We start from the raw sequence: 21,198 nt of genomic DNA on the forward strand, positions 1-21,198 counted from the left end.
CCCCCGTTGTTTCGACCGACACGGTTACACAGCATATCGGTTGACACAATCAAATTATTCGTCAATGAATGGATCATTCATATAAGAATGAATATGCGCTTTGGGAGGAGCCGATGAGACAGTTGAAGATTGCTCTGTTCGCCGCCGTGGCGAGCTGCGCCCTGACGCTTCCGGCTGCGGCGGCGGATGGGGAAAAGTTCGACGGCTACACATTGCGGGTGAAGCTGATCGGCGGCGCCCAGTACGAGCCGCTCTACACGCTCATTCCGCAGTGGGAGAAGGCGACGGGGGCGAAGGTCGAGGTGATCTCGCGCAAGAGCCATTTCGAGCTCGACCGGGAGATGAAGCAGGACATCGCCTCGGGCAACATCGACTATTGCGCCTTTTCCAGTCACACCAATTTCGCGCCGCAATACGCGGTGATGAACCAGCCGCTCGACGATCTGATCGCGGCGGACACCATCGCCGGTTTCGCGCCGCTGGTGATTTCCCACGCTACCGTCAATGGCGAGCTGATGTCGCTGCCGCGTCATTCGGACGTCTCCAACCTGTTCTACGTCAAGTCGCTCTATGAGGACGCGGACAACAAGGCGCGCTTCAAGGCCGAGTACGGCTATGACCTGGCGCCGCCGGAAACCTGGGCCCAGGCGAGCGATCAGGCGGTGTTCTTCACCGCCCCGCCGAACCGCTACGGCACCCATTTCGCCGGCAAGGACGAGGGCATCGCCGGCCGCTTCTACGAAATGCTGGTCGCCGAGGGCGGGGCGCTGTTCGACGACGACTGGAACCCGACCTTCAACAGCGAGGCCGGTGTCCGGGCGCTCAACTGGTTCGTCGATCTCTACAGCAAGAAGGCCGTTCCCGCCGGCACCACCAACTATGTCTGGGACGATCTCGGTCTCGGCTTCGCCACCGGCAATGTTGCCTTCGATCTCGACTGGGCCGGATGGGCGGCGTTCTTCAACGGGGCGGATTCCAAGATCGGCGGCAATGTCGGCGTGGCGCTGGCGCCGAAGGGATCGAGCGGCAAGCGCACCGGTTGGTCCGGCTCGCACAGCTTCTCCATCACCAAGCAATGCGACAACAAACCGGCCGCCGCCAGCTTCATCACCTTCCTGACCGGCCATGACGCGCAAATGCTGGAGGCGCGCACCGGCCTGCTGCCGACCCGGGTCAAGGTCTGGGACGATGCGCGGGCGGAGTTCACCGCCAAGGGCGACAGCTTCATGGTCGAGGTGTTCGACGTCTGGGGCCAGTCCATGGCCGAGCACGCTTTCACCCCGCCGCTCATTCCCGAATGGGGCGAGATCGCCAATGCGCTGTGGCCGAAGCTGCAGGCGGCGATCCTCGGCGACATGAGTTCGCAGGCCGCGCTCGATGAGGCTGCCGACGAGGTGCGCGAAGTCATGGAAGACGCGGGCTACCTCTGACCGCCGACCGGTCTTCCTCCCGCCGCTGTGTCCGGCGGGAGGCCCCTTGTCTCACCTCACCCTGCCTTTGCCTTCGCCAGACCGGGCCGAACCGCTGCCACCCGTCAGGAGCTTGCCGCGCCGATGACCAGATTTCGCCGATATGCCAGGGATCATGCGGTACCGCTGGCGCTGCTGTCGCCGGCTGTGCTGGTGATCCTGCTGGTGGTGCTGCTGCCGCTGCTGTTTTCCTTCTACACCAGCTTTTCCAACTACCGGCTGATCCGGCCGGACTCGCTCTGGGACTGGGTCGGCTTTCGCAACTATGCCCGGGTGCTGGGCGATGGCGACTTCTGGTCCGCCTTCGGCCGCACGGTGCTGTTCCTGACGGTGGCGCTCAATCTGGAAATGCTGCTGGGGCTCGGGCTGGCGCTGATGGTCAACCGCATCACCTGGGGCCAGCGCACCATGCGCACCATCATGATGTTCCCGATGATGTTCTCGCCGATCCTGGTCGGCTTCCAGTTCAAGTACCTGTTCAACGACACCATCGGCCTGGTCAACAACGCGCTGCAGTCGCTGGGGCTGGCCAGCGAGCCGATCCCGTTTCTGGTCGACCGCTGGCTGGCCTTCGCCGCCATCTCCTTCGCCGAAATCTGGATGAGCACCTCGATCTTCGCCATCCTGATCCTGGCCGGGCTGTTCGCCATGCCGAAGGATCCGATCGAGGCGGCGCGGGTCGATGGCTGTTCCAACTGGCAGGTGTTCCGTCACATCACCCTGCCGTTCCTGATGCCCTTCATCTACATCGCCATGACCATCCGTTCGCTCGATGTGGCCCGCGCCTATGACATCGTCGACGTGATGACCGGCGGCGGACCGGCGGGGCGAACCGAGCTTCTGTGGACCCTGATCGCGCGCACCGCCTATGACGATGCGCGCATGGGGCGGGCAAACGCCATGGCCTATTTCTCGATCCTGCTGTCGATCTTCTTCACCTGGTTCTTCTTCCGCAAGCTGATGGCCGCCCGGCGCCATCTGGGGGCGTTCTGATGTCGCGGGCGATGAAGGACCGGCTGATCTGGGCGGTGACCTTTCTGGTCATGCTGATCATCTGCCTGCCGGGGCTGTGGGTGGTGCTGTCCGCCTTCCGCACCAATGGCGAAATCCTGACCAAGCCGGCGGTGTGGATCCCGCAGAATCTGACCCTCGACAACTTTCGCGCCATCTTCGGGCTCGGCGAGAACGTGCTGGCGATCCCGGTCGGCTCCTATTTCCTCAACTCGCTGGTGATCTCCGTCACCTCCACGGTGCTGGCGGTGGTGATCGGCATGTCGGGCGGCTACGCCTTCGCCCGCCATCGCTTTCCCGGCAAGAGCGGCGCCTTTCTCTGGCTGATGCTGTCGCGCACGGTGCCGGGCATCGCCCTGTCGCTGCCGCTGTTCATCCTGTGGAGCTGGATCGGCCTGATCGACACCAAGCTGGGCGTGATCGTCGTCTATACGGCGATCAACGTGCCCTTCACCGTCTGGCTGACCGAAGGCTTCTTCCGCCAGGTGCCGCGCGATCTCAGCGAGGCGGCGCAGATCGACGGCTGCACCCCGTGGCAGGCGTTCTGGAAGGTGGAGTTTCCGCTGGCGCGGTCGGGCATCGCCTCCGCCGGTATCTTCGCCTTCCTCACCTCCTGGAACGAATACGCGCTGGCCAGCCAGCTCACCCGGTCGACCGACAGCAAGACCCTGCCGGTCGGGCTGATGGATTTCACCGCGCAGTTCACCATCGACTGGGCCGGCATGTGCGCCATGGCCGTCATCATCATCATTCCCGCGCTGATCCTCACCTTCCTGGTGCAGAAGCACCTGATCGCCGGGCTGACATTCGGGGGCGTGAAGGGATAGGACATGGCCGAGGTCACCCTCAGGAAAATCGTCAAGAGCTACGGCGCGCTGGAGGTGGTGCATGGCATCGACCTCGACATCGCCCACAATGAATTCGTCGTCCTGGTCGGTCCGTCCGGCTGCGGCAAGTCCACCACCTTGCGGATGATCGCCGGGCTGGAGGAGGTCTCCGGCGGCGAGATCGCCATCGGCGGGCGGGTGGTCAACACCCTGCCGCCGCGCGCCCGCAACATCTCCATGGTGTTCCAGAACTACGCGCTCTACCCGCATATGACGGTGCGCGAGAACCTCGGTTTCAGCCTGAAGATCGCCGGCCGGCCGCCGGCGGAGATTGACAAGGCCACCGACGAGGCGGCGGCGATCCTCGGGCTTGCCGACTACATGGACCGCACGCCGGGCGAATTGTCCGGCGGCCAGCGCCAGCGGGTGGCGATGGGGCGGGCCATCGTCCGCCATCCGGATGTGTTCCTGTTCGACGAACCGCTGTCGAACCTTGATGCCAAGCTGCGCACCCAGATGCGGGTCGAGATCAAGAAGCTGCATCAGAAGGTGAAGACCACAATCGTCTATGTCACCCACGATCAGGTGGAGGCGATGACCCTGGCCGACCGGATCGTCATCATGAAGGACGGCCATATCGTCCAGACCGGGACGCCGCTGGAGGTGTTCGAGCGGCCGGCCAACACCTTCGTCGCCACCTTCATCGGCTCGCCGCCGATGAACCTGGTCGATGGCGTGGTCGCGGGCGGTGCGGTGCGCTTTGCCGGCGATGTCAGCCTGCCGGTGCCGCCGGCCTTTCGCGGCCGGGTGCAGGAGGGCCAGCGGGTCACCTACGGTTTTCGCGCCGACAACCTGATGCCGGCCGGCCATGCCATGACCGGGATCGGCGAGACGGCCGAGATCGACCTGACCATCGCCCTGGCCGAACCGCTCGGCGCGGAAACCATTCTCCTGTCGGAGCTCGCCGGGGTGGAGATCCAGGGCAAGATGTACAACCCCCGCCCGGTGGCCGCCGGCGAGCGGCTTTCTTGCCTGCTCGCCCTTGATCACGCCCATCTGTTCGACGCCGAAACCGGCGCCAGCCTCAGGACCTAGACCATGGCCCGCATTGAAAAGGTCGAGATCTTCATGGTCGACCTGAAGCCGAAGGTGCGCCGCACCGACGCGATCCAGAGCTTCGAAAGTCAGGAGACGCCGATTGTCCGCATCACCGACGCGGATGGCGCCACCGGCACCGGCTACAGCTACACCATCGGCACCGGCGGTCCCTCGGTGATCGCGCTGCTGGAGCGAACCCTTGTGCCGCTGCTGATCGGCCGCGACGCGGACCGCATTCAGGACATCTGGCATGCGATGCTGTTTCGCACCCATGCCACCGCCGTCGGCGCGATCACCTCGCTGGCGATGGCGGCGGTGGACACCGCCCTGTGGGACCTGCGCTGCCGCCGCGCGGCACTGCCTCTGTGGAAGATGGCCGGCGGGGCGCGCGCCTCCGTCCCGCTCTACACCACCGAGGGCGGCTGGCTGCATATCGAGACCACGGCGCTGGTGGAGGACGCGCTGGCGGCGCGGGAGGCAGGCTTTCGCGGCTCCAAGGTGAAGATCGGCAAGCCGCATCTGGCCGAGGACCGGGCACGACTGCTGGCGATGCGCGAAGCGCTTGGGGCGGATTACGAGATCATGACCGACGCCAATCAGGCCTTCACCCTTGCCGAGGCGCGGCGCCGGGCAAAGGTGTTGGAGGAGGCCGGCGTGGCCTGGTTCGAGGAACCGCTGCCGGCCGATGATGTGGCTGCCCATCGGCAGCTTGCCGCCGGCACCTTCGTGCCCGTCGCCGTTGGCGAGAGCCTTTATTCCCTGAGCCAGTTCAAGGACTACCTGCAGGCGGGCGCCTGCTCGGTGGTTCAGGCCGATGTCGCCCGGGTCGGTGGCATCACCCCCTGGCTGAAGATTGCGCATCTGGCGGAGGCCCACAACGTGGCGATCTGCCCGCATTTCCTGATGGAGCTGCATGTCAGCCTCGTTTGCGCGGTCGAGAACGCCCCCTGGCTGGAATACATCCCGCAGCTCGATCTAATCGCTCCGGAAGGCATGCGGATCGAGAACGGGCAGGCATTTCCTTCCGACGCGCCGGGGCTCGGCATTGCCTGGGACTGGGACGAGATCCTGGCGCGCGGCGTGATGACGCCGATCGCGCTTGCCGCATGACGGATGGGGGGACGGATGGGAGGAAGGCGATGCAGCGCATGGGCATGGTAATCGGCCTGAAGGCCGAAAAGCTGGCGGAGTACAAGCGGCTGCACGCGGTCGTCTGGCCCGAGGTGCTGGAGCGGATCAGCCGCAGCAACATCCGCAATTACACGATTTTCCTGAAGGAGCCGGAGAACCTGTTGTTCGGCTACTGGGAGTACCACGGCGCGGATTTTTCCGCCGATGCCGCCGCCATTGCCGCCGACCCGGTGACCCGGGACTGGTGGGCCCTGACCGACCCGTGCCAGCAGCCGCTGGAAACCCGGGCGGAGGGCGAATGGTGGGCGATGATGGAGGAGGTTTTTCACCATGACTGACACGCAAACGGCGCTGGACCCGATCACCGAACGCCTGTCCACCTGCTACAGCGGCGTGGTGCATGACGTGATGCGGGCCATGGGGTTGGCGAATTTCATCCTGCCGCGCGAGATCGCGCCCTTGATGCCGGAAAAGACCCTGTGCGGCCCGGTCTTCACCATCGAGGGATGCAGCGACGAGACCGCCGATCCGCACCAGACCTTGCTGGACTGGACCGGTCTTCTGTCGAAGGCCAAGCCGGGACACATCTGGGTGAGCCAGCCGCATGACGACACCATCGCGCAGATGGGCGAGCTTTCGGCGGAAACCCTGCAGCGCAAGGGGGTGCTCGGCTGCGTGCTCGATGGCGGCGCGCGCGACACTCATTTCCTGATGGATCTGGGGTTCCAGACCTGGCGGCGGTTCCATACCCCGCGCGATGTGGTCGGTCGTTGGCGTCCGACCGGCTTCGACGTGCCGATCCACATCGGCGATGTGCTGATCCAGCCGGGCGATTATCTGCTTGGCGACCGGGACGGCATGGTGCGGGTGCCGCGTGCGCTGGCCGCCGAGGTGACGGAAAAATCCGTCGAGGCGATGCAGACGGAAAACAAGGTGCGCACGGCGATCCTCGCCGGCACCGATCCGCAACAGGCCTATCTGCAATATGGCAAGTTCTGAGGGGGCCGATGTCCGACACCAGCGAAGCGCCGCAGCTGTTGCGGCTTGCGGCCAGCGACAATGTTCTGGTGGCCCTTGGCCCCGTTCCGGCGGGCCCGGCCCGCATCACCGGCGGCGGCGTGCTCACCGTCGAGCGGCCGGTGACCCTTGGGCACAAGGTGGCTGCCCGCGACATCGCGGCGGGAGAGAAGATCGTCAAATACGGCGTGCCGATCGGCTCGGCGACGGCGGCGATCGCCAGCGGCAGTCATGTGCACACCCACAACATGAAGAGCGATTACACGCCGACCTATGTGCTGGACGAGACATCGCAGGGAGGCCGCGGTGATTGAGGGGTTCCTGAGACAGGATGGGCGCAAGGGCATCCGCAATCATGTGGCGGTCGCCTATCTGGTGGAATGCGCGCGGCATGTGGCCAGCGAGATCGTGCTGCCCTACCGCGAGGCGGGCGCGCAGGTGATCGGCTTTCCCGGCTGTTTTCCTAACGACTACGCTCAGAAGATGATGGAGCGGCTGTGCACCCATCCGAATGTGGGGGCGGTGCTTCTGGTCTCGCTCGGCTGCGAGAGCTTCAACCGGTTCCAGCTTGCCGAGGCGATTGCCAAAAGCGGCCGGCCGGTGGAGACCATCGTCATCCAGAAGGCCGGCGGTACCCGAACCTCGGTGGCCGAAGGCCAGGCCTGGGTGGCGGCGCGGATCGAGGAGCTGTCCCGGGCCGAACGGGTGCCGATGGGGCTTGAGGAACTGGTGGTCGGCACCGTCTGCGGCGGCTCCGACGGCACCAGCGGCATCACCGGCAATCCGGCGGTGGGGCTTGCCTTCGACCGGCTGGTCGGCGAGGGCGCCACCTGCATCTTCGAGGAGACCGGCGAACTGATCGGCTGCGAGGAGGTGATGGCCGCCCGGGCGGCAACACCGGAGCTGGGCCGCGAGCTGACCCGCTCGGTGGAAAAGGCGGCCCGCTACTACGCCACCCTCGGCTATGGCAGCTTTGCCGCCGGCAATGCCGAGGGTGGGCTCTCCACCATCGAGGAAAAGTCGATGGGCGCCTATGCCAAATCCGGTTCCGCGCGGATCGACGGTCTGATCAAACCCGGCGACCTGCCGCCGAAGGGTGGGCTCTACCTGATGGATGTGGTGCCCGATGGCGAGGTGCGGTTCGGCTTTCCCAACATCAGCGACAATGCGGAAATCGCCGAGATGATGGCCTCGGGCGCGCATCTGACCCTGTTCGTCACCGCGCGCGGCTCGGTGGTCGGCTCGGCCATCGCGCCGGTGATCAAGATCTGCGCCAATCCGGAAACCTACGCCCGGCTCAGCGAGGACATGGATGTGAATGCCGGGCGGATCCTGTCCGGCTCCAGCCTGACCGAGGTGGGTGCGGAGATCTTCGACCTGACGCTGGCCGTCGCCTCCGGCCGCAAGACTGCGTCCGAACAGCTCGGCCATGCCGAATTCATCCTGACCTACAAGAGCTTCGAGCCCATCGGGCCGGCCTGCCTGCCCAGTTGAGGAGAACACCATGGGACGATTGAGCGGAAAGACCTGTCTGATCACGGCCGCGGGCCAGGGGATCGGCCGGGCGACGGCGGAGGCCTTTATCGCCGCCGGGGCGACGGTCTGGGCGACCGATATCAACGGCGACGCGGTGGCCTCGATCGATGGGGCGCGGGCGCGGGCGCTCGATGTCACCAGCGTCGAGGCGATTTCAGCGCTTCTGGCCGAGACCGGGCCGGTGGATGTCTTGTTCAACTGCGCCGGCGTGGTCCACGCCGGGGCGTTGCTCGACTGCCTGGAAGAGGACTGGGATTTCGCCTTCGAGCTGAACGCCAAGGCGATGTACCGGATGATCCGCGCCTATTTGCCGGGGATGCTGGAGGCGGGCGGCGGCTCGATCATCAACATGTCCTCGGTCGCCTCCTCGGTGAAGGGCGTGCCGAACCGTTTTGCCTATTGCGCCTCCAAGGCGGCGGTGGTCGGGCTGACCAAATCGGTCGCCGCCGACTATGTCACCCGGGGCATCCGCTGCAACGCCATCTGTCCGGGCACGGTGGAAAGTCCCTCGCTGCATGAGCGGCTGCGCGCCACCGGCGACTATGAGCAGGCGATGCGCGACTTCATCGCTCGCCAACCAATGGGGCGGATCGGCCGGGCGGAGGAAATCGCCGCGCTGGCGCTTTACCTCGCCTCGGATGAGGCCGCCTTCACAACAGGGCAAACTCATGTGATCGATGGCGGCTGGGCCGTTTAGAGCCAGGCCGACAAGACAAGGAAAGACATCCATGAAATTCGTACGTTTTGGGCCGCGCGGGGCGGAAAAGCCGGGTGTTCTCGATGCCGAGGGCGGCATCCGCGATCTGTCCGGGCTGATCGGCGATCTCGCCGGTCCGGTGCTGGAAAACCTCGATGCGCTGGCCGGCATGAATGTGGCGGCGCTGCCAAAGGTCGCCGGCACGCCGCGCCTCGGGCCGCCGGTCGCCGGTACGGGCAAGTTCATCTGTATCGGCCTCAACTACGCGGACCACGCGGCCGAATCCGGCCTCGCCGTGCCGTCCGAGCCGGTGATCTTCATGAAGGCGACTTCGGCAATCTGCGGTCCGAATGACCCAATCGTCATCCCGCGCGGATCGGAGAAGACCGACTGGGAGGTGGAGCTGGCGGTGATCATCGGCAAGCCGGCGAAATACGTCTCGGAAGCCGAGGCGCTGTCACATGTGGCCGGCTATGCCATCACCAATGACGTGTCCGAGCGGGCCTTCCAGATCGAGCGCGAAGGCCAGTGGACCAAGGGCAAGTCCTGCGACAACTACGGCCAGATCGGCCCCTGGCTGGTGACCCCGGACGAAGCGGGCGATCCGCAGGACCTGAAGATGTGGCTCAAGGTCAATGGCGAGACCAAGCAGGACGGCTCATCGGCCACCATGGTCTATGGCGTTGCCCATCTGATCAGCTACCTCAGCCAGTTCATGACGTTGCAGCCGGGAGACGTGATCTCCACCGGCACGCCGCCGGGCGTCGGCATGGGTCAGACCCCGCCGCAGTACCTGAAAGCCGGGGATGTGGTCGAACTGGGCATCGAGGGCCTGGGCAGCCAGCGCCAGGAGGTGGTGGCGGACGCCTGACCGGCCCGAACGACAAGGTGGCGCGACCGGGAGGAGTTCGGCCGCGCTGCCGCCGGCAAGGCACAGGCCGGCGCGCATAACAACAAACCGGAGGAAATCTCATGAGCATCAAGACGAGCTGCAAGTCCCTTCTTCTCGCCGGTGCCGCGCTGGCGCTGATGGCAACCGGTGCCTCGGCCGTGGAATGGCGGCTTGGCCATATCCTGCCGCCGGATCATCCGGGCAACCGGGCGCTGGAACGGGCGGCGGAGGAGATCGCCGAGCGCACCGACAACCGGATCGAGATCAAGGTGTTTCCCGCCGGCCAGATCGGCGGTGCCAAGGAAATCCTGACCGGAATGACCATCGGCACCCATCAGATGGCCTTCGACGGGGCGGGGATCCTGAGCCAGTGGTCGAGCCAGTTGGGGGTGCTGGAGGCGCCCTATCTTGCCAAGGATTTCCGCCATCTTGAGCGTCTCATCGACAGCAAGAAGGGGCATGAGCTGGTCGAGGCCTTGCGCACCGAGCACGGCTTGCGCCTGCTCGATGTCTGGTACTACGGCACGCGGCACATGACCAACAACGCCCGGCCGATCGAAACGCCGGCGGATGTTGAGGGGCTGAAGCTGCGGGTGCCGGAGGTGGCGCTCAGCCTGGAATTCGTCAAGGCGCTGGGCGGCCGGCCGACGCCGATGGCCTTCCCGGAGCTTTATCTCGGGCTGCAGACCGGGGTCGTCGACGGGCAGGAGAACCCGCTGCCGACCATCAACGCGGCGAAGTTCTACGAGGTGCAGACCCATCTGGCGCTGACCGGGCATCTGGTGCAGTTCGTCGCCCCGCTGGTGGCCGAGGATGCCTGGAACGCCGCCTCGGAAGGCGACCGTGCGGTGGTGATGGAGGTGCTGCAGACCGTTGGCGACGACTACAACGCCAGCGTGATCGCGCTGGAGAAGGAACTGGTCGCGGCCCTTGAGGAAAAGGGGATGGCGGTGACCCGGCCGGACCGGGAGGCCTTTGCCACGGCGGTACAGCCGATCTTCGGCCAGTTCGCCGAGGTTTGGGGCCCCGACACCTACGGGGCGCTCGCGGAAATCGACTGATCCGCTTCGGGGACGGGTGCGCCTGCCGCGCCCGTCCCCCGCACACCGCCACAACAGGCGGGACGCCATCGGGGGACTTCAACCATGAAATGGCTGCACCGGGCCGAGGATGCGTTTCTCCTCGGGCTCTTCCTGGTCGCGCTGGGGGCGCTCACCGCCCAGTTGGCCAGCCGCTACTTCCTGCCCTACCAGTTTCCCTGGACAGAGGAGCTGGCGCGGTTCCTGTTTCTCTGGCTGGTGTTCTTCGGCGCGGCCAATGCCATGCGGCGCGGTGGGCTGGTCGCGGTGACCATGCTGGCCGACCTGTTGCCGGACCGGCTGCGCGACGCGGTCGCCATCCTCATGCATCTTTTCGGCGCGCTGTTTCTCGCCGTTGTCGCCTGGACGGGCCTGTTCCTGGCGATCAAGGTCGCCAAGCTGCCGACCATCGCCATGGGGATCTCCTCCAGTTTCGAATATGCGGCGGTTCCCGCCGCCTGCGCCCTGATGTGCGTTCGGTCGCTGCGGGCGGCCTGGCAGGTCTATCGCCATGGCCTGCCGCGCGACGGCGCCGCCACCTTGATGTAGGAGCGCCTCCCCATGGGTTTGATGTTTGGTCTCTGGATGCTGCTGCTGCTCCTGGGCATGAGCGTGGCGTTGACGCTCGGTGTCGCCTCGATGGTGCAGCTTTGGGCCGATGGCACGCCGATGGTGGTGATGGCCCAGCGGATGACGAAGTCGATTTCCGATTCCTTCCCGCTGCTGGCGGTGCCCTTCTTCATCTTCGCCGGCAACCTGATGAACAGTGGCGGGGTGACCGAGCGGATCTTCACCTTCGCCCGGGTGCTGGTCGGGCATTTTCGCGGCGGTCTCGGCCATGTCAACGTGCTCGCCTCGGTGATCTTTTCCGGCATGTCCGGATCGGCGCTGGCGGATGCGGGCGGTCTTGGCAACATGGAAATCAAGGCGATGCGTTCGGCCGGCTATGACGCGGGGTTTTCCGGCGCCGTCACCGTCGCCTCCTGCGTGATCGGGCCGATGATCCCGCCGTCGATCCCGATGGTGCTTTACGGGGTGCTTGCCGATGTGTCGATTGGCCGGCTATTTCTCGGTGGTGTGGTGCCGGGGCTGCTGACCGCGGGCGCGCTGATGGCGATGATCGCCTTCATTTCGAAGAAACGCGACTATCCGCGCGATCCGGTGCCGACGCTCAGTGAGGTCGGCCGCGCCTTCAAGCGGGCGCTTCTGCCGATCATCACCCCGGGGATCATCATCGCCGGTATCGCCTTCGGCTTCTTCTCGCCGACAGAGGCGGCGGTGGTCGCCTCGCTCTACGCCTTGGTGCTGTCGATGGGCGTTTATCGGGAAATGACCTGGCGGGACCTGCAACGGGTGGTGCTGGAGACGGTGCGGATGACGGCGATGGTCTGTCTGATCGTTGCCACCGCCAGCGTGTTCGCCTGGATCCTTGCCGCCAATCAGGCGCCGATGCGGCTTGCCGGCTGGCTGCTGACCCTGTCGAAGGATCCGCTGGTGCTGCTGCTTGTCATCAACGCCGCGATCCTGATCGCCGGGTTCTTCATCGAAGGGCTGGCGATCATGATCCTGGTGGTGCCGGCACTGGCGCCGACCCTGATGGCGGCGGGCATCGATCCGGTGCATTTCGGTGTCGTCTTCATCTTCAACCTGATGATCGGGCTGATGACGCCGCCGATGGGGGTGGGGCTGTTCGTGGTCTCCGGCGTCTCCGGCATCCGGCTGGAAACCCTGGCCCGCGCCTCGGTTCCCTTCCTGCTGCCACTGGCGGCGGTGCTGCTGTTGCTGATGTTCGTGCCGCAGCTCGTTACCTGGCTGCCGGACATGGTCCTCGGTCCGCAATAGGCGCAGCCTATCGGCCCCCGCGTCCCGCAATCGGGGCGTGGGGCGCCGGTGTGCGAATCGCGCGCAGAATCGCGGGCAGCAACAGCGTCGCCCGAGGCGCGCCGTGCAAGCCACGTGGCGGACGGCATGCCGGAATGCTGCGCGAGACAGGCGCGTTCAGCGACATTATTTCTGATTTTCGGAAAGATCAGTCAGAAGCACTTCGGTCCATTTGGCGCTGCCTGAGCGGCTGGACTCTGAAGTGATTGGAGCGGGCGATGAGATTCGAACTCACGACCCCAACCTTGGCAAGGTTGTGCTCTACCCCTGAGCTACGCCCGCATCCATGTTGGTCGCCGGTCGAGGCCGGCGCCTGAGGTGATGTGTATATGAACCAAGCCGATTGGGATTGCAACACTGTTTTTTCATCTGATGACATTGCGCCGCAAATTGTGGATGAACAGTGGATTACGGAGCCGGAAGTGGCCGAAAATCAAGGATTTTCCGCGCCCTTTCAGGTGTCCGCTTGTGCCGGGCGGGTGGCATCGGATAGACCGGAAAATGGCGGATTTTTCCCATTTCGGTGCGCCGGGGCACTGGTCGTGACCGGCAGGGAAATGGGCGCGAAAGCGCAAGGGGAGGGCTTTCAATGGCAGCGACGCGGGCGGATCTTTTCACCTTTTTCGAGGATCTGGGGATCGAGGTGACCACCGAGGACCATCCGGCGGTCTTCACCGTTTCGGAGTCGGTCGCAGTGCATGACCGGATCCCGGGGGGGCATACGAAAAACCTGTTCCTGAAGGACAAGAAGGGGCGTCTGTTCCTGGTCGTGGCGCTGCATGACGCGGTGATCGACCTGAAGACGATCCACCAGAAGATCGGCGCGCAGGGGCGCGTGTCCTTCGGCAAGGGCGATCTTCTTGCAGAGGTGCTTGGCGTTCAGCCCGGTTCGGTGACGCCCTTCGCCCTGATCAACGACCGGGAGGCGCACCGGGTGACGCCGATTCTCGATGCGGCGATGATGCAGGTCGATCCGCTGAATTTTCATCCTCTGGAAAACACCGCGACCACCACCGTCGGACGGGACGACCTGCTGCGTTTCGTGCAAGGGTGCGGCCATGAGCCGAAGGTGATCGCGGTCAGCGAGGAGAGTGCCCGGCAAGAGGCCTGAGCCGCGGGGTGACAGGCGGTTTGATATTTGCCGGCGAGGTGCCCATGTTAGGGCCAATTGGAACTGGATCGCGCCAGAGGCCGAGAGCCGCGCGCGTTACTTGGGGATGGTGCGATGAGCAATGACGGGTTTTCGGTTGGCGGCAGCTTTGGCGGAGCGTTCGGCGGTGGCATGGGCGGACCGGCGGCAGCCAATGGCGCCCCGGCCAATGGCGGGGCGATGGGGGGCAACAGCGCGACCCCTCCGGCCGCGCTGATCAGCGATGTCACCACCCAGACCTTCATGGCGGAGGTGATCGAAGCCTCGCGCAGCCAGCCGGTGCTGGTCGACTTCTGGGCGCCCTGGTGCGGCCCGTGCAAACAGTTGACGCCGATCATCGAAAAGGCGGTGAACGATGCCCGCGGCGCCGTGCGGCTGGCCAAGATGAACATCGACGACCATCCGGAGGTGGCCGGCCAGCTCGGCATCCAGTCGATCCCGGCGGTGATTGCCTTCAAGGACGGTCAGCCGGTCGATGGTTTCATGGGCGCGCAGCCGGAAAGCCAGATCAAGGCGTTCATCGAGCGGGTGGCCGGTCCGGTCGGGCCGAGCGATCTGGAGCAGATCCTCACCGAGGCCGAGGCCGCGCGCGAGGCCGGCGATCTCGCCCGTGCCGCCCAGCTTTATGGCGGTGCATTGTCGATGGAGCCGGAAAACGCGCAGGCGCTCAGCGGATTGGCTCAGTGCCATGTGGCGCTGGAGGACCTGGAGAAGGCCCGCGCCGTTCTCGACATGGTGCCGGAAGCTGCGACCGGAGACCCGGCGGTGGCGGCGGCCCGCGCGGCGCTGGAGCTTGCCGAACAGGCCGGCGCGCTCGGCGATCTTGCCGAGCTTCAGGCGCGGATCGACGTGAACCCGGCGGACCATCAGGCCCGTTTCGATCTGGCGGTGGCGCTGGGATCGGGCGCGGACAAGGTTGCTGCCGTCGATCATCTGATCGAGATCGTTCGCCGGGATCGGGAGTGGAACGAGGATGGCGCGCGCAAGCAGCTGCTGCAGTTCTTCGAGGCCTGGGGCGCGAAGGACGCGGCGACCAAGCATGGCCGGCGCCGGTTGTCGTCCGTTCTGTTCTCGTGAGCGTATGATCTTCCAGGAAAGGGCGTCCGGGCCGCCGTGAGCGGGCCGGAAATCCCATCCGGAGCAACACACGCATCAGGGGACAGCGGAATGCACGCGGGAAATGCCATCTACTCCGAGCCGGCCGATCTGCCGCGGTCCGTGCCGCTGTTCCCGTTGTCCGGGGCCTTGCTGCTGCCGCAGACGCAGATGCCGCTGAACATCTTCGAGCCGCGCTATGTGGCGATGATCGATGCGGCGCTGCAGGGCGACCGGCTGATCGGCATCATCCAGCCCGACCACACGGTGCCGGGCGCCGAACAGGCGGAGGTGCCGCCGCTGATGCGGGTTGGCTGCGTCGGCCGGATCATCGCCTATCAGGAAACCGGCGATGGGCGCTATCTCGTCACCCTCAACGGCATTGCCCGCTTCACCCTCGTGGAGGAGCTGGACAGCGTGACCCCGTTCCGCATCGGCGTGATTTCGGCGGAGGATTTCGCCGATGACTTCCGCGCCGGTTTCGGCGAGGAAACCGTCGACCGCGAGGGCTTGATCAAGACCCTGAAGGACTATCTGGAGGCCAACAGCCTGGAGGCTGACTGGGACAGCATCGAGCGGGCCTCGACCGAGGTGCTGGTCAACGCGCTGGCGATGATGAGCCCTTACGGTCCGGCGGAAAAGCAGGCGCTGCTGGAGGCGCCGGATCTGCGTACCCGCGCCGACACGCTGGTGGCGCTGACAGAGGTGGAACTTGCCCGGCAGGGCGGGGGCGACGACGGGGTGACCCTGCAATGAGGCCGGCCCGCCCTTGCTGATGGGACGGCGTTTCGGCGCCGCCTCAAGGATCGTGCGACAATCGGAGAAACATCATGGCCGCTGACGCCAGGCATGAGCTCGACCGCAAGCTTCTGGAGCTTCTGGTCTGTCCCGTGACCAAGACCACGCTGGAATACGACGCCGAAGCGCAGGAGCTGATCTCCCGCGCGGCGAAGCTCGCCTATCCGATCCGCGACGGCATTCCGATCATGCTGCCGGACGAGGCGCGGGTGCTTGACGAGGATGTGCCGCCGGCCACCTGAAGCGGGGCCGGCGGCGGTTTTTCTCGACCCTAAGGCCGCTATCAGGCGCTGAGCGCGTTCAGCTCGGCAATGATCGCATCGCCCATCTGCGTGGTGGAGATCGTCGCATCGCCAGCCTCGGCGATGTCGGCGGTGCGCAGGCCCTTGTCGAGCGTGGCGGCAATCGCCTTCTCCAGCAGATCGGCCTCCGTGATCAACTCGCAGGAGTAGCGCAGCGCCATGGCGAAGCTGGCGATCATGGCGATCGGGTTGGCCTTGCCCTGACCGGCGATGTCCGGAGCGGACCCGTGCACCGGCTCATACATTGCCTTGCGCTTGCCGGTCGCCGGATCGGGCGCGCCGAGCGAGGCGGAGGGCAGCATGCCGAGCGAGCCGGTGAGCATCGCCGCCACGTCTGACAGCATGTCGCCGAACAGGTTGTCGGTGACGATCACGTCGAACTGCTTGGGCCAGCGCACGAGCTGCATGCCGCCGGCATCGGCCAGCATGTGCTCCAGCTCCACGTCGGCATAGTCGGCATGGGCCTGGGTCACGACCTCGTTCCACAGCACGCCGGACTTCATGACGTTGCGCTTTTCCATCGAGGTGACCTTGCCGCGCCGGGTGCGCGCCAGATCGAAGGCGACGCGGGCGATGCGGTCGATCTCGTAGGTCTCGTAGACCTGGGTATCGACGGCGCGCTTCTGGCCGTTGCCGAGATCGGTGACCTCCTTCGGCTCGCCGAAATAGACACCGCCAGTCAGCTCGCGCACGATCAGGATGTCGAGCCCCTCGATCACGTCGCGCTTCAGCGAGGAAGCACCGGCCAGCGCCGGGTAGCAGATCGCCGGACGCAGGTTGGCGAAGAGCTGCAGATCCTTGCGCAGGCGCAGGAGGCCCGCCTCGGGGCGCACGTCATAGGGAACGCCGTCCCACTTCGGACCGCCAACCGCGCCGAAGATCACCGCGTCGGAGGCCTGGGCCAGGTCCATCGCCGCGTCGGAAATCGCCGCGCCGTGTGCGTCATAGGCTGCACCACCCACAAGATCCTCTTCGGTCTCGAACTGCGCGGTGCCGCGCGCGTTGAACCAGGCGAGGACCTTCTTCACTTCCTGCATGATTTCCGTGCCGATGCCGTCGCCCGGCAGGAGGAGGAGCTTGTGGGTGGACATATTATGCGTTTCCTCTTGAAAGTCTGACGATGGGTCGCTCTGCCGGATCGGGAGAGGCGAGGGAGCGTTGCGCTCGTAAAATGAGGGCCGCTCGCCCGGGGCGGCCGGAGCAACCTGACGTCCGATGGGACGAAGGTTGCTCTAAAACGTTGCGCCGGCCTTGGCAAGCGCGGGACGGGCGCGAAGGGCGCCCGGCCGATGCGATGGCATCACCGCGCTTCGCCGGTTCCAACGGTTGCGGCGAGGCTTTTGAGCGCGACGTTGCCGCCGCAGACGAGAACGCCGACCCGTTCGCCGGGCGCGGGCCGGTAGGCGCCGCACAGCAGCGCGGCAAGGGCGGTTGCCGCGCCCGGTTCGGCGGCGATCTGCGCCTCGGTCCAGAGCCGGGCCTGGGCCTCAAGGATCGCCTCGTCCTCGACCAGAACGCTGTGATCGAGCCGGTCCGCGCAGATCCGGTAGACCAGATCGCCGCAGCGCCGGGCGCCGAGACTGTCGGCGGCAATGCTTTCCACCGGCACGTCGACGGGCCCGCCGGCGGCGAGCGCGGTGTGGAGCGCGGCGGAGCCGCTGGGCTCGACGCCCACCACCTTCACCCGCCCGTGCAGCCAGGTGGCCATGCCGGAGATGAGGCCGCCGCCGCCGACGGCGATCAGCACGGTGTCGAGATCCGGCGTCTGCTCTTCCCATTCGGCGGCGGTGGTGCCCTGGCCAGCGATGGTCGGGGCGGCATCATAGGCGTGGATGTCGCGGGCGCCGGTTTCGGCCCGGTGACGGGCGCAGGCCTCCGCCGCATCGGCATAGCGCGCGCCGCCCACATGCAGCCGGGCGCCATAGGAGTGGATGCGGGCGATCTTCGCCGGCGAGGAGGTTTCCGGCACGAAGATATCGGCCGGCACGCCGAGCGCCCGGGCCGCATAGGCGACGGCCGCGCCATGGTTTCCGCCAGAGGCGGCGGCAACGCCGGCCGCCGGAATGTCCTGCGACAGGAGGGTGTTGAACGCGCCGCGCACCTTGAAGGAGCCGGAATGCTGGAACAATTCGAGCTTGAGGGAGACCGAACAGGGCAGCCCGAAACTGCCGCCACCGCTCTCCATCACCGGCGTTTGCCGGATCCGCTCTCGCACCCGTTGCCAGGCCGCTTCGATATCCTGCCGATCCACTGTCATGTCCGGGTCATTCTCCTGTTGCGCCATCAGCGCGATATCATCCGCCGGCGGCGAGCGCCATCGCGCCGCGCCACACCAGACTGACGGCCAGCCCGGTCATCAGAAGGCGCAAGCCGATGCGGAAACCGTGTTCCGGCATGCGCCCGAGCAGCCGGGTTCCAAGCAAGGTGCCGATGAACCCGGCGGCGATCATCAGAACGATCAGCCCGGCCCAGGGGGCGAAGGCGAAGCCGAGCAGGCCGAAGACGACGATCTTCAGGACATGCATCATCAACGCGGTCATCGCCTGAGTGGCGACGAAGCCATGGCGGGTCAGATCGAGGGCGGAGAGGACCGCGCCGCCGATGGGGCCGGCGGCGCCGAAGAACATGCTCAGCGTGGTGGCGACCAGGCCGGCGGCGGCCATTGCCCGTTTCGGCACGTGGCCGAGGCGCGGACCATGACCCCAGACCATCCACAGAAGGAACAGCCCGAGACCGATCCGCAGCACCGGTGCCGGCAGGGTGATGGCGATCGAACCGCCGAGCAGGGCGCCGGCCAGCCCGCCGAGGGCGAACCACAGGGCGGCGGGCCAGTTGACATGGCGGCGCAGGACAAGCGCCCGTCCGGCGTTGGAACCAAGCTGCACCACCCCATGGACGGGCACCAGCGCGGGCACCGGTAGCACCTGCGCCATCACCGCGATCAGGGTAATTCCGCCGCCAAGACCGAGGGCGGCGGACAGCGCCGAGGTCAGCAGGCTGATGGCGATCAGCAACAGGGCAATGGCTGGCGCCATGTCCGGCGGCAGCCAGGCGGCCAGGCTCATGTCCAGCGGGTCCGGGCGTAGTCCATGGCCTCGCGCAGATCGAGCTTGCGGGTGGAGTTGCCGCTGCGGACATAGAAATGCAGCTTGCCGCCCTCGCTCAGATAGACCGCGCGCGGCGCCGGCTGGACCAGCACCATGCACACATCCTTGCCGTCGATGACGGTAAAGGTGGTCTGGATCGCCGGGCAGAGGTCGCCGCCGAGAAAGCGGGTGACGATGTCGTTGATGGTCCGTTCGAAACCGTCGCGGTTGGGATGGCGCAAGGTGGCGTAGTCGGCCTCAAGCCCGAGCACCGTGCCATCGTCGGCCACGCCGATCAGCAGCCGGCCGCCATGGGCATTGAAGAAGCCGGCGATGGTCTTGGCGATGACCGTTTCCAGCCCCTTGTTGATGTTCCGCTCCTTCAGATCCCAGCGCATGGTCGACTTGAATTCCACCTCGGCGGTTTCGCCGCCGCTGATGAACTCGGGAATCTGCTCGCCATGGGCGGCGCTGAGAAAGCGCAGGCGGCGGGAGGTTTCGAGGTAGGAACGGGTGAAGAGGCCGAAACCGAGGCCGATCAGCCCGCCGACGAAGGCGAAGGCGATCACCATATGCAGGTGCCGGGGCACTACCAGCAGGAGCAGCCGGTCGGTGAGAAAGTCCCCCAGCGAGGGGACATTCGGCTGGATCGCCCGGTATTCCAGCCAGACAATGGTCAGCACCGCCGGATGCAGCAGAACGATGCCGATCAACGCGCCGGCAAGCACGTAGACGACAAGAAGAGACAGGCGTGAACTTAGGAGAGCCATGAACCGCTCTTGGATGATGGGTGGGCAATGGAAACCGCCTGCCCGCCCGTGTCAAGGCACCGGACCGGGGAGGTGGCCTTCTGCCTTCCCCGGTCCGCGTCGGTTCTGGCCTCAGGCGGCCGGCATGGCGGTTTCCACCAGCTTGACCCAATAGGAGCAGCCAACCGGGATCAGCTCGTCATTGAAGTCATAGGCCGGGTGGTGAAGTCCGGCGCTGTCGCCATTGCCGGCGAAAATGAAGGCGCCGGGCCGTTCTTCCAGCATGAAGGAGAAATCCTCGCCGCCCATGGTCGGCGCGATGTCGGTGTTGACATTGTCCTTGCCGACAATGTCACGGGCGACGGAGACGGCGAAGTCGGTCTGGTCGGCGTGATTGGCGGTGATGGGATAGTCGCGCCGATAGGTGACGGTGGCCTTGGCGCCATAGGCTTCGGCGATGGTCGGGACGAGCGCCTTCAGCCGCGCTTCGGCCAGATCGCGGATATCCGGATCGAGGGTGCGCACCGTGCCGCGCAGGGTGGCGGTCTGCGGGATCACATTGTCGGTGAAGCCGGCGTTGAAGGTGGTGATCGACACCACCACCGACTTCAGCGGATCGGCGTTGCGGCTGGCGATCGACTGCACCGCCTGGACGATGTGGCTGCCGACCAGAATGGTGTCGATCCCCTCATGCGGCTTGGCGGCATGGCAGCCCTTGCCCTCGATGTCGATCTGCAGCCGGTCTGCGGCGGCCATGATCGAGCCGGGGCGAATGTGGAAGGTGCCGACCGGCGCGCCGGGCAGGTTGTGCATGCCATAGACTTCCTGGATGCCGAACCGGTCCATCAGCCCGTCGTCGATCATCGCCTTGGCGCCGGCCCCACCTTCTTCCGCCGGCTGGAAGATGACGATGACCGTGCCGTCGAAATTGCGGGTTTCGGCCAGATACTTCGCCGCGCCAAGCAGCATGGCGGTGTGGCCGTCATGGCCGCAGGCGTGCATCTTGCCCGGAATGGTCGAGGCATAGGGCTTGCCGGTGATTTCCTCCAGCGGCAGCGCGTCCATGTCGGCGCGCAGGCCGATCACCTTGCCGGAGCCGTTGGCGCGGCCCCTGATCACGCCGACAACACCGGTGCGGCCGATGCCGGTGGCGATCTCATCGACGCCGAAGGCCTTCAGCTTGTCGGCCACCAGCTCCGCCGTGCGGTGGGTGTCGTAGAGCAGCTCCGGATGGGCATGGATATCCCGGCGCCATTCGGTGATTTCCTCGGCAAGGTCGGCAAAGCGGTTGATTGTCGGCATGGGGTCCCCGGTGAAGTCGATAGACGGCTGGCGCCAGGCGCCGAACGGCGCGTGGCGAGAGGTGTATATCTGACGCGG

The 21,198-nt window shown here is 66.0% G+C and carries 24 protein-coding genes and 1 tRNA gene; 19 read left to right on the forward strand and 6 right to left on the reverse strand.

All coding sequences use genetic code 11. The features are described 5' to 3' along the window. The first annotated feature begins 113 nt into the window (after positions 1-113). The 14 genes from IEV83_RS19205 (at position 114) to IEV83_RS19270 (ending at position 12,599) form a co-directional block, all read left to right on the forward strand. Positions 114-1,430, forward strand: a complete 1,317-nt coding sequence (locus tag IEV83_RS19205; protein ID WP_181761109.1) for an ABC transporter substrate-binding protein — start codon at positions 114-116, stop codon at positions 1,428-1,430. A gap of 123 nt (positions 1,431-1,553) precedes the next feature. Then, positions 1,554-2,462: a carbohydrate ABC transporter permease gene (locus tag IEV83_RS19210; protein ID WP_181761108.1), complete on the forward strand. Its 909-nt coding sequence runs from the start codon at positions 1,554-1,556 to the stop codon at positions 2,460-2,462. Next, positions 2,462-3,307: a carbohydrate ABC transporter permease gene (locus IEV83_RS19215; protein ID WP_181761107.1), complete on the forward strand. Its 846-nt coding sequence runs from the start codon at positions 2,462-2,464 to the stop codon at positions 3,305-3,307. Before IEV83_RS19210 ends, IEV83_RS19215 begins: the two co-directional genes overlap by 1 nt. 3 nt (positions 3,308-3,310) lie before the next feature. Further along, a complete protein-coding gene (locus tag IEV83_RS19220) occupies positions 3,311-4,402 on the forward strand; it encodes an ABC transporter ATP-binding protein (RefSeq protein ID WP_181761106.1) in 1,092 nt (363 codons plus the stop codon). A 3-nt stretch (positions 4,403-4,405) separates the two neighbouring features. Then, positions 4,406-5,515, forward strand: coding sequence for a mandelate racemase/muconate lactonizing enzyme family protein (locus IEV83_RS19225; protein WP_181761105.1), 1,110 nt, complete (start codon positions 4,406-4,408; stop codon positions 5,513-5,515). A gap of 29 nt (positions 5,516-5,544) precedes the next feature. Further along, positions 5,545-5,874, forward strand: coding sequence for an L-rhamnose mutarotase (locus tag IEV83_RS19230; RefSeq protein ID WP_181761104.1), 330 nt, complete (start codon positions 5,545-5,547; stop codon positions 5,872-5,874). Continuing rightward, positions 5,867-6,535, forward strand: coding sequence for an RraA family protein (locus IEV83_RS19235; RefSeq protein WP_181761103.1), 669 nt, complete (start codon positions 5,867-5,869; stop codon positions 6,533-6,535). The genes IEV83_RS19230 and IEV83_RS19235 overlap by 8 nt, the downstream gene beginning before the upstream one ends. 8 nt (positions 6,536-6,543) lie before the next feature. Further along, on the forward strand, positions 6,544-6,867 hold the full coding sequence (locus tag IEV83_RS19240) for a UxaA family hydrolase (protein ID WP_181761102.1): 324 nt from the start codon (positions 6,544-6,546) through the stop codon (positions 6,865-6,867). Beyond that, positions 6,860-8,047, forward strand: coding sequence for a UxaA family hydrolase (locus tag IEV83_RS19245; RefSeq protein WP_244628253.1), 1,188 nt, complete (start codon positions 6,860-6,862; stop codon positions 8,045-8,047). Before IEV83_RS19240 ends, IEV83_RS19245 begins: the two co-directional genes overlap by 8 nt. A 10-nt stretch (positions 8,048-8,057) precedes the next feature. Further along, entirely contained in the window at positions 8,058-8,786 is a 729-nt protein-coding gene (locus tag IEV83_RS19250; protein ID WP_181761100.1) for an SDR family oxidoreductase, read from the forward strand. A 31-nt stretch (positions 8,787-8,817) separates the two neighbouring features. Continuing rightward, the gene (locus IEV83_RS19255) at positions 8,818-9,657 is read left to right on the forward strand and encodes a fumarylacetoacetate hydrolase family protein (protein ID WP_181761099.1); all 840 of its coding nucleotides are present in this window, start codon (positions 8,818-8,820) and stop codon (positions 9,655-9,657) included. 101 nt (positions 9,658-9,758) lie between these two features. Continuing rightward, positions 9,759-10,739, forward strand: a complete 981-nt coding sequence (locus IEV83_RS19260; RefSeq protein ID WP_181761098.1) for a sialic acid TRAP transporter substrate-binding protein SiaP — start codon at positions 9,759-9,761, stop codon at positions 10,737-10,739. An 84-nt stretch (positions 10,740-10,823) separates the two neighbouring features. Continuing rightward, entirely contained in the window at positions 10,824-11,306 is a 483-nt protein-coding gene (locus IEV83_RS19265) for a TRAP transporter small permease (RefSeq protein WP_181761097.1), read from the forward strand. Between the two features lie 12 nt (positions 11,307-11,318). Further along, the gene (locus IEV83_RS19270) at positions 11,319-12,599 is read left to right on the forward strand and encodes a TRAP transporter large permease (RefSeq protein WP_181761096.1); all 1,281 of its coding nucleotides are present in this window, start codon (positions 11,319-11,321) and stop codon (positions 12,597-12,599) included. A 246-nt stretch (positions 12,600-12,845) separates the two neighbouring features. Here IEV83_RS19270 and IEV83_RS19275 read toward each other — a convergent pair. Beyond that, a tRNA-Gly gene (locus IEV83_RS19275) sits at positions 12,846-12,920 on the reverse strand. A gap of 47 nt (positions 12,921-12,967) precedes the next feature. Here IEV83_RS19275 and IEV83_RS19280 point away from each other — a divergent pair. The 5 genes from IEV83_RS19280 to IEV83_RS19300 all read left to right on the forward strand — a co-directional run bounded on the left by IEV83_RS19280 (position 12,968) and on the right by IEV83_RS19300 (position 15,923). Next, on the forward strand, positions 12,968-13,285 hold the full coding sequence (locus IEV83_RS19280; RefSeq protein ID WP_181761095.1) for a hypothetical protein: 318 nt from the start codon (positions 12,968-12,970) through the stop codon (positions 13,283-13,285). Continuing rightward, positions 13,228-13,749, forward strand: a complete 522-nt coding sequence (locus IEV83_RS19285; protein WP_181761094.1) for a prolyl-tRNA synthetase associated domain-containing protein — start codon at positions 13,228-13,230, stop codon at positions 13,747-13,749. The genes IEV83_RS19280 and IEV83_RS19285 overlap by 58 nt, the downstream gene beginning before the upstream one ends. 114 nt (positions 13,750-13,863) lie before the next feature. Further along, complete coding sequence (gene trxA, locus IEV83_RS19290) at positions 13,864-14,865, forward strand: thioredoxin (RefSeq protein ID WP_181761093.1); 1,002 nt, start codon at positions 13,864-13,866, stop codon at positions 14,863-14,865. A 90-nt stretch (positions 14,866-14,955) separates the two neighbouring features. Then, a complete protein-coding gene (locus IEV83_RS19295) occupies positions 14,956-15,639 on the forward strand; it encodes an LON peptidase substrate-binding domain-containing protein (protein WP_181761092.1) in 684 nt (227 codons plus the stop codon). A 74-nt stretch (positions 15,640-15,713) separates the two neighbouring features. Continuing rightward, positions 15,714-15,923: a Trm112 family protein gene (locus IEV83_RS19300; protein ID WP_181761091.1), complete on the forward strand. Its 210-nt coding sequence runs from the start codon at positions 15,714-15,716 to the stop codon at positions 15,921-15,923. Between the two features lie 41 nt (positions 15,924-15,964). On the opposite strand, the gene leuB is transcribed toward IEV83_RS19300, so the two are convergent. The 5 genes from leuB to IEV83_RS19325 form a co-directional block, all read right to left on the reverse strand. Beyond that, a complete protein-coding gene (gene leuB / locus IEV83_RS19305; protein WP_181761090.1) occupies positions 15,965-17,074 on the reverse strand; it encodes a 3-isopropylmalate dehydrogenase in 1,110 nt (369 codons plus the stop codon). A 209-nt stretch (positions 17,075-17,283) separates the two neighbouring features. Next, positions 17,284-18,240 (reverse strand): threonine/serine dehydratase, encoded by a 957-nt coding sequence (locus IEV83_RS19310; RefSeq protein WP_181761089.1) that lies wholly within the window; start codon positions 18,238-18,240, stop codon positions 17,284-17,286. A gap of 37 nt (positions 18,241-18,277) precedes the next feature. Further along, complete coding sequence (locus IEV83_RS19315) at positions 18,278-19,048, reverse strand: sulfite exporter TauE/SafE family protein (protein WP_181761088.1); 771 nt, start codon at positions 19,046-19,048, stop codon at positions 18,278-18,280. Next, positions 19,045-19,839: an AlbA family DNA-binding domain-containing protein gene (locus IEV83_RS19320; RefSeq protein WP_181761087.1), complete on the reverse strand. Its 795-nt coding sequence runs from the start codon at positions 19,837-19,839 to the stop codon at positions 19,045-19,047. The genes IEV83_RS19315 and IEV83_RS19320 overlap by 4 nt, the downstream gene beginning before the upstream one ends. 111 nt (positions 19,840-19,950) lie before the next feature. Then, positions 19,951-21,120 (reverse strand): M20 aminoacylase family protein, encoded by a 1,170-nt coding sequence (locus IEV83_RS19325; protein ID WP_181761086.1) that lies wholly within the window; start codon positions 21,118-21,120, stop codon positions 19,951-19,953. Positions 21,121-21,198 lie beyond the last annotated feature (78 nt).

Origin of the sequence: Stappia taiwanensis (assembly GCF_014635285.1) — a bacterium.
Lineage (GTDB): Bacteria > Pseudomonadota > Alphaproteobacteria > Rhizobiales > Stappiaceae > Stappia > Stappia taiwanensis.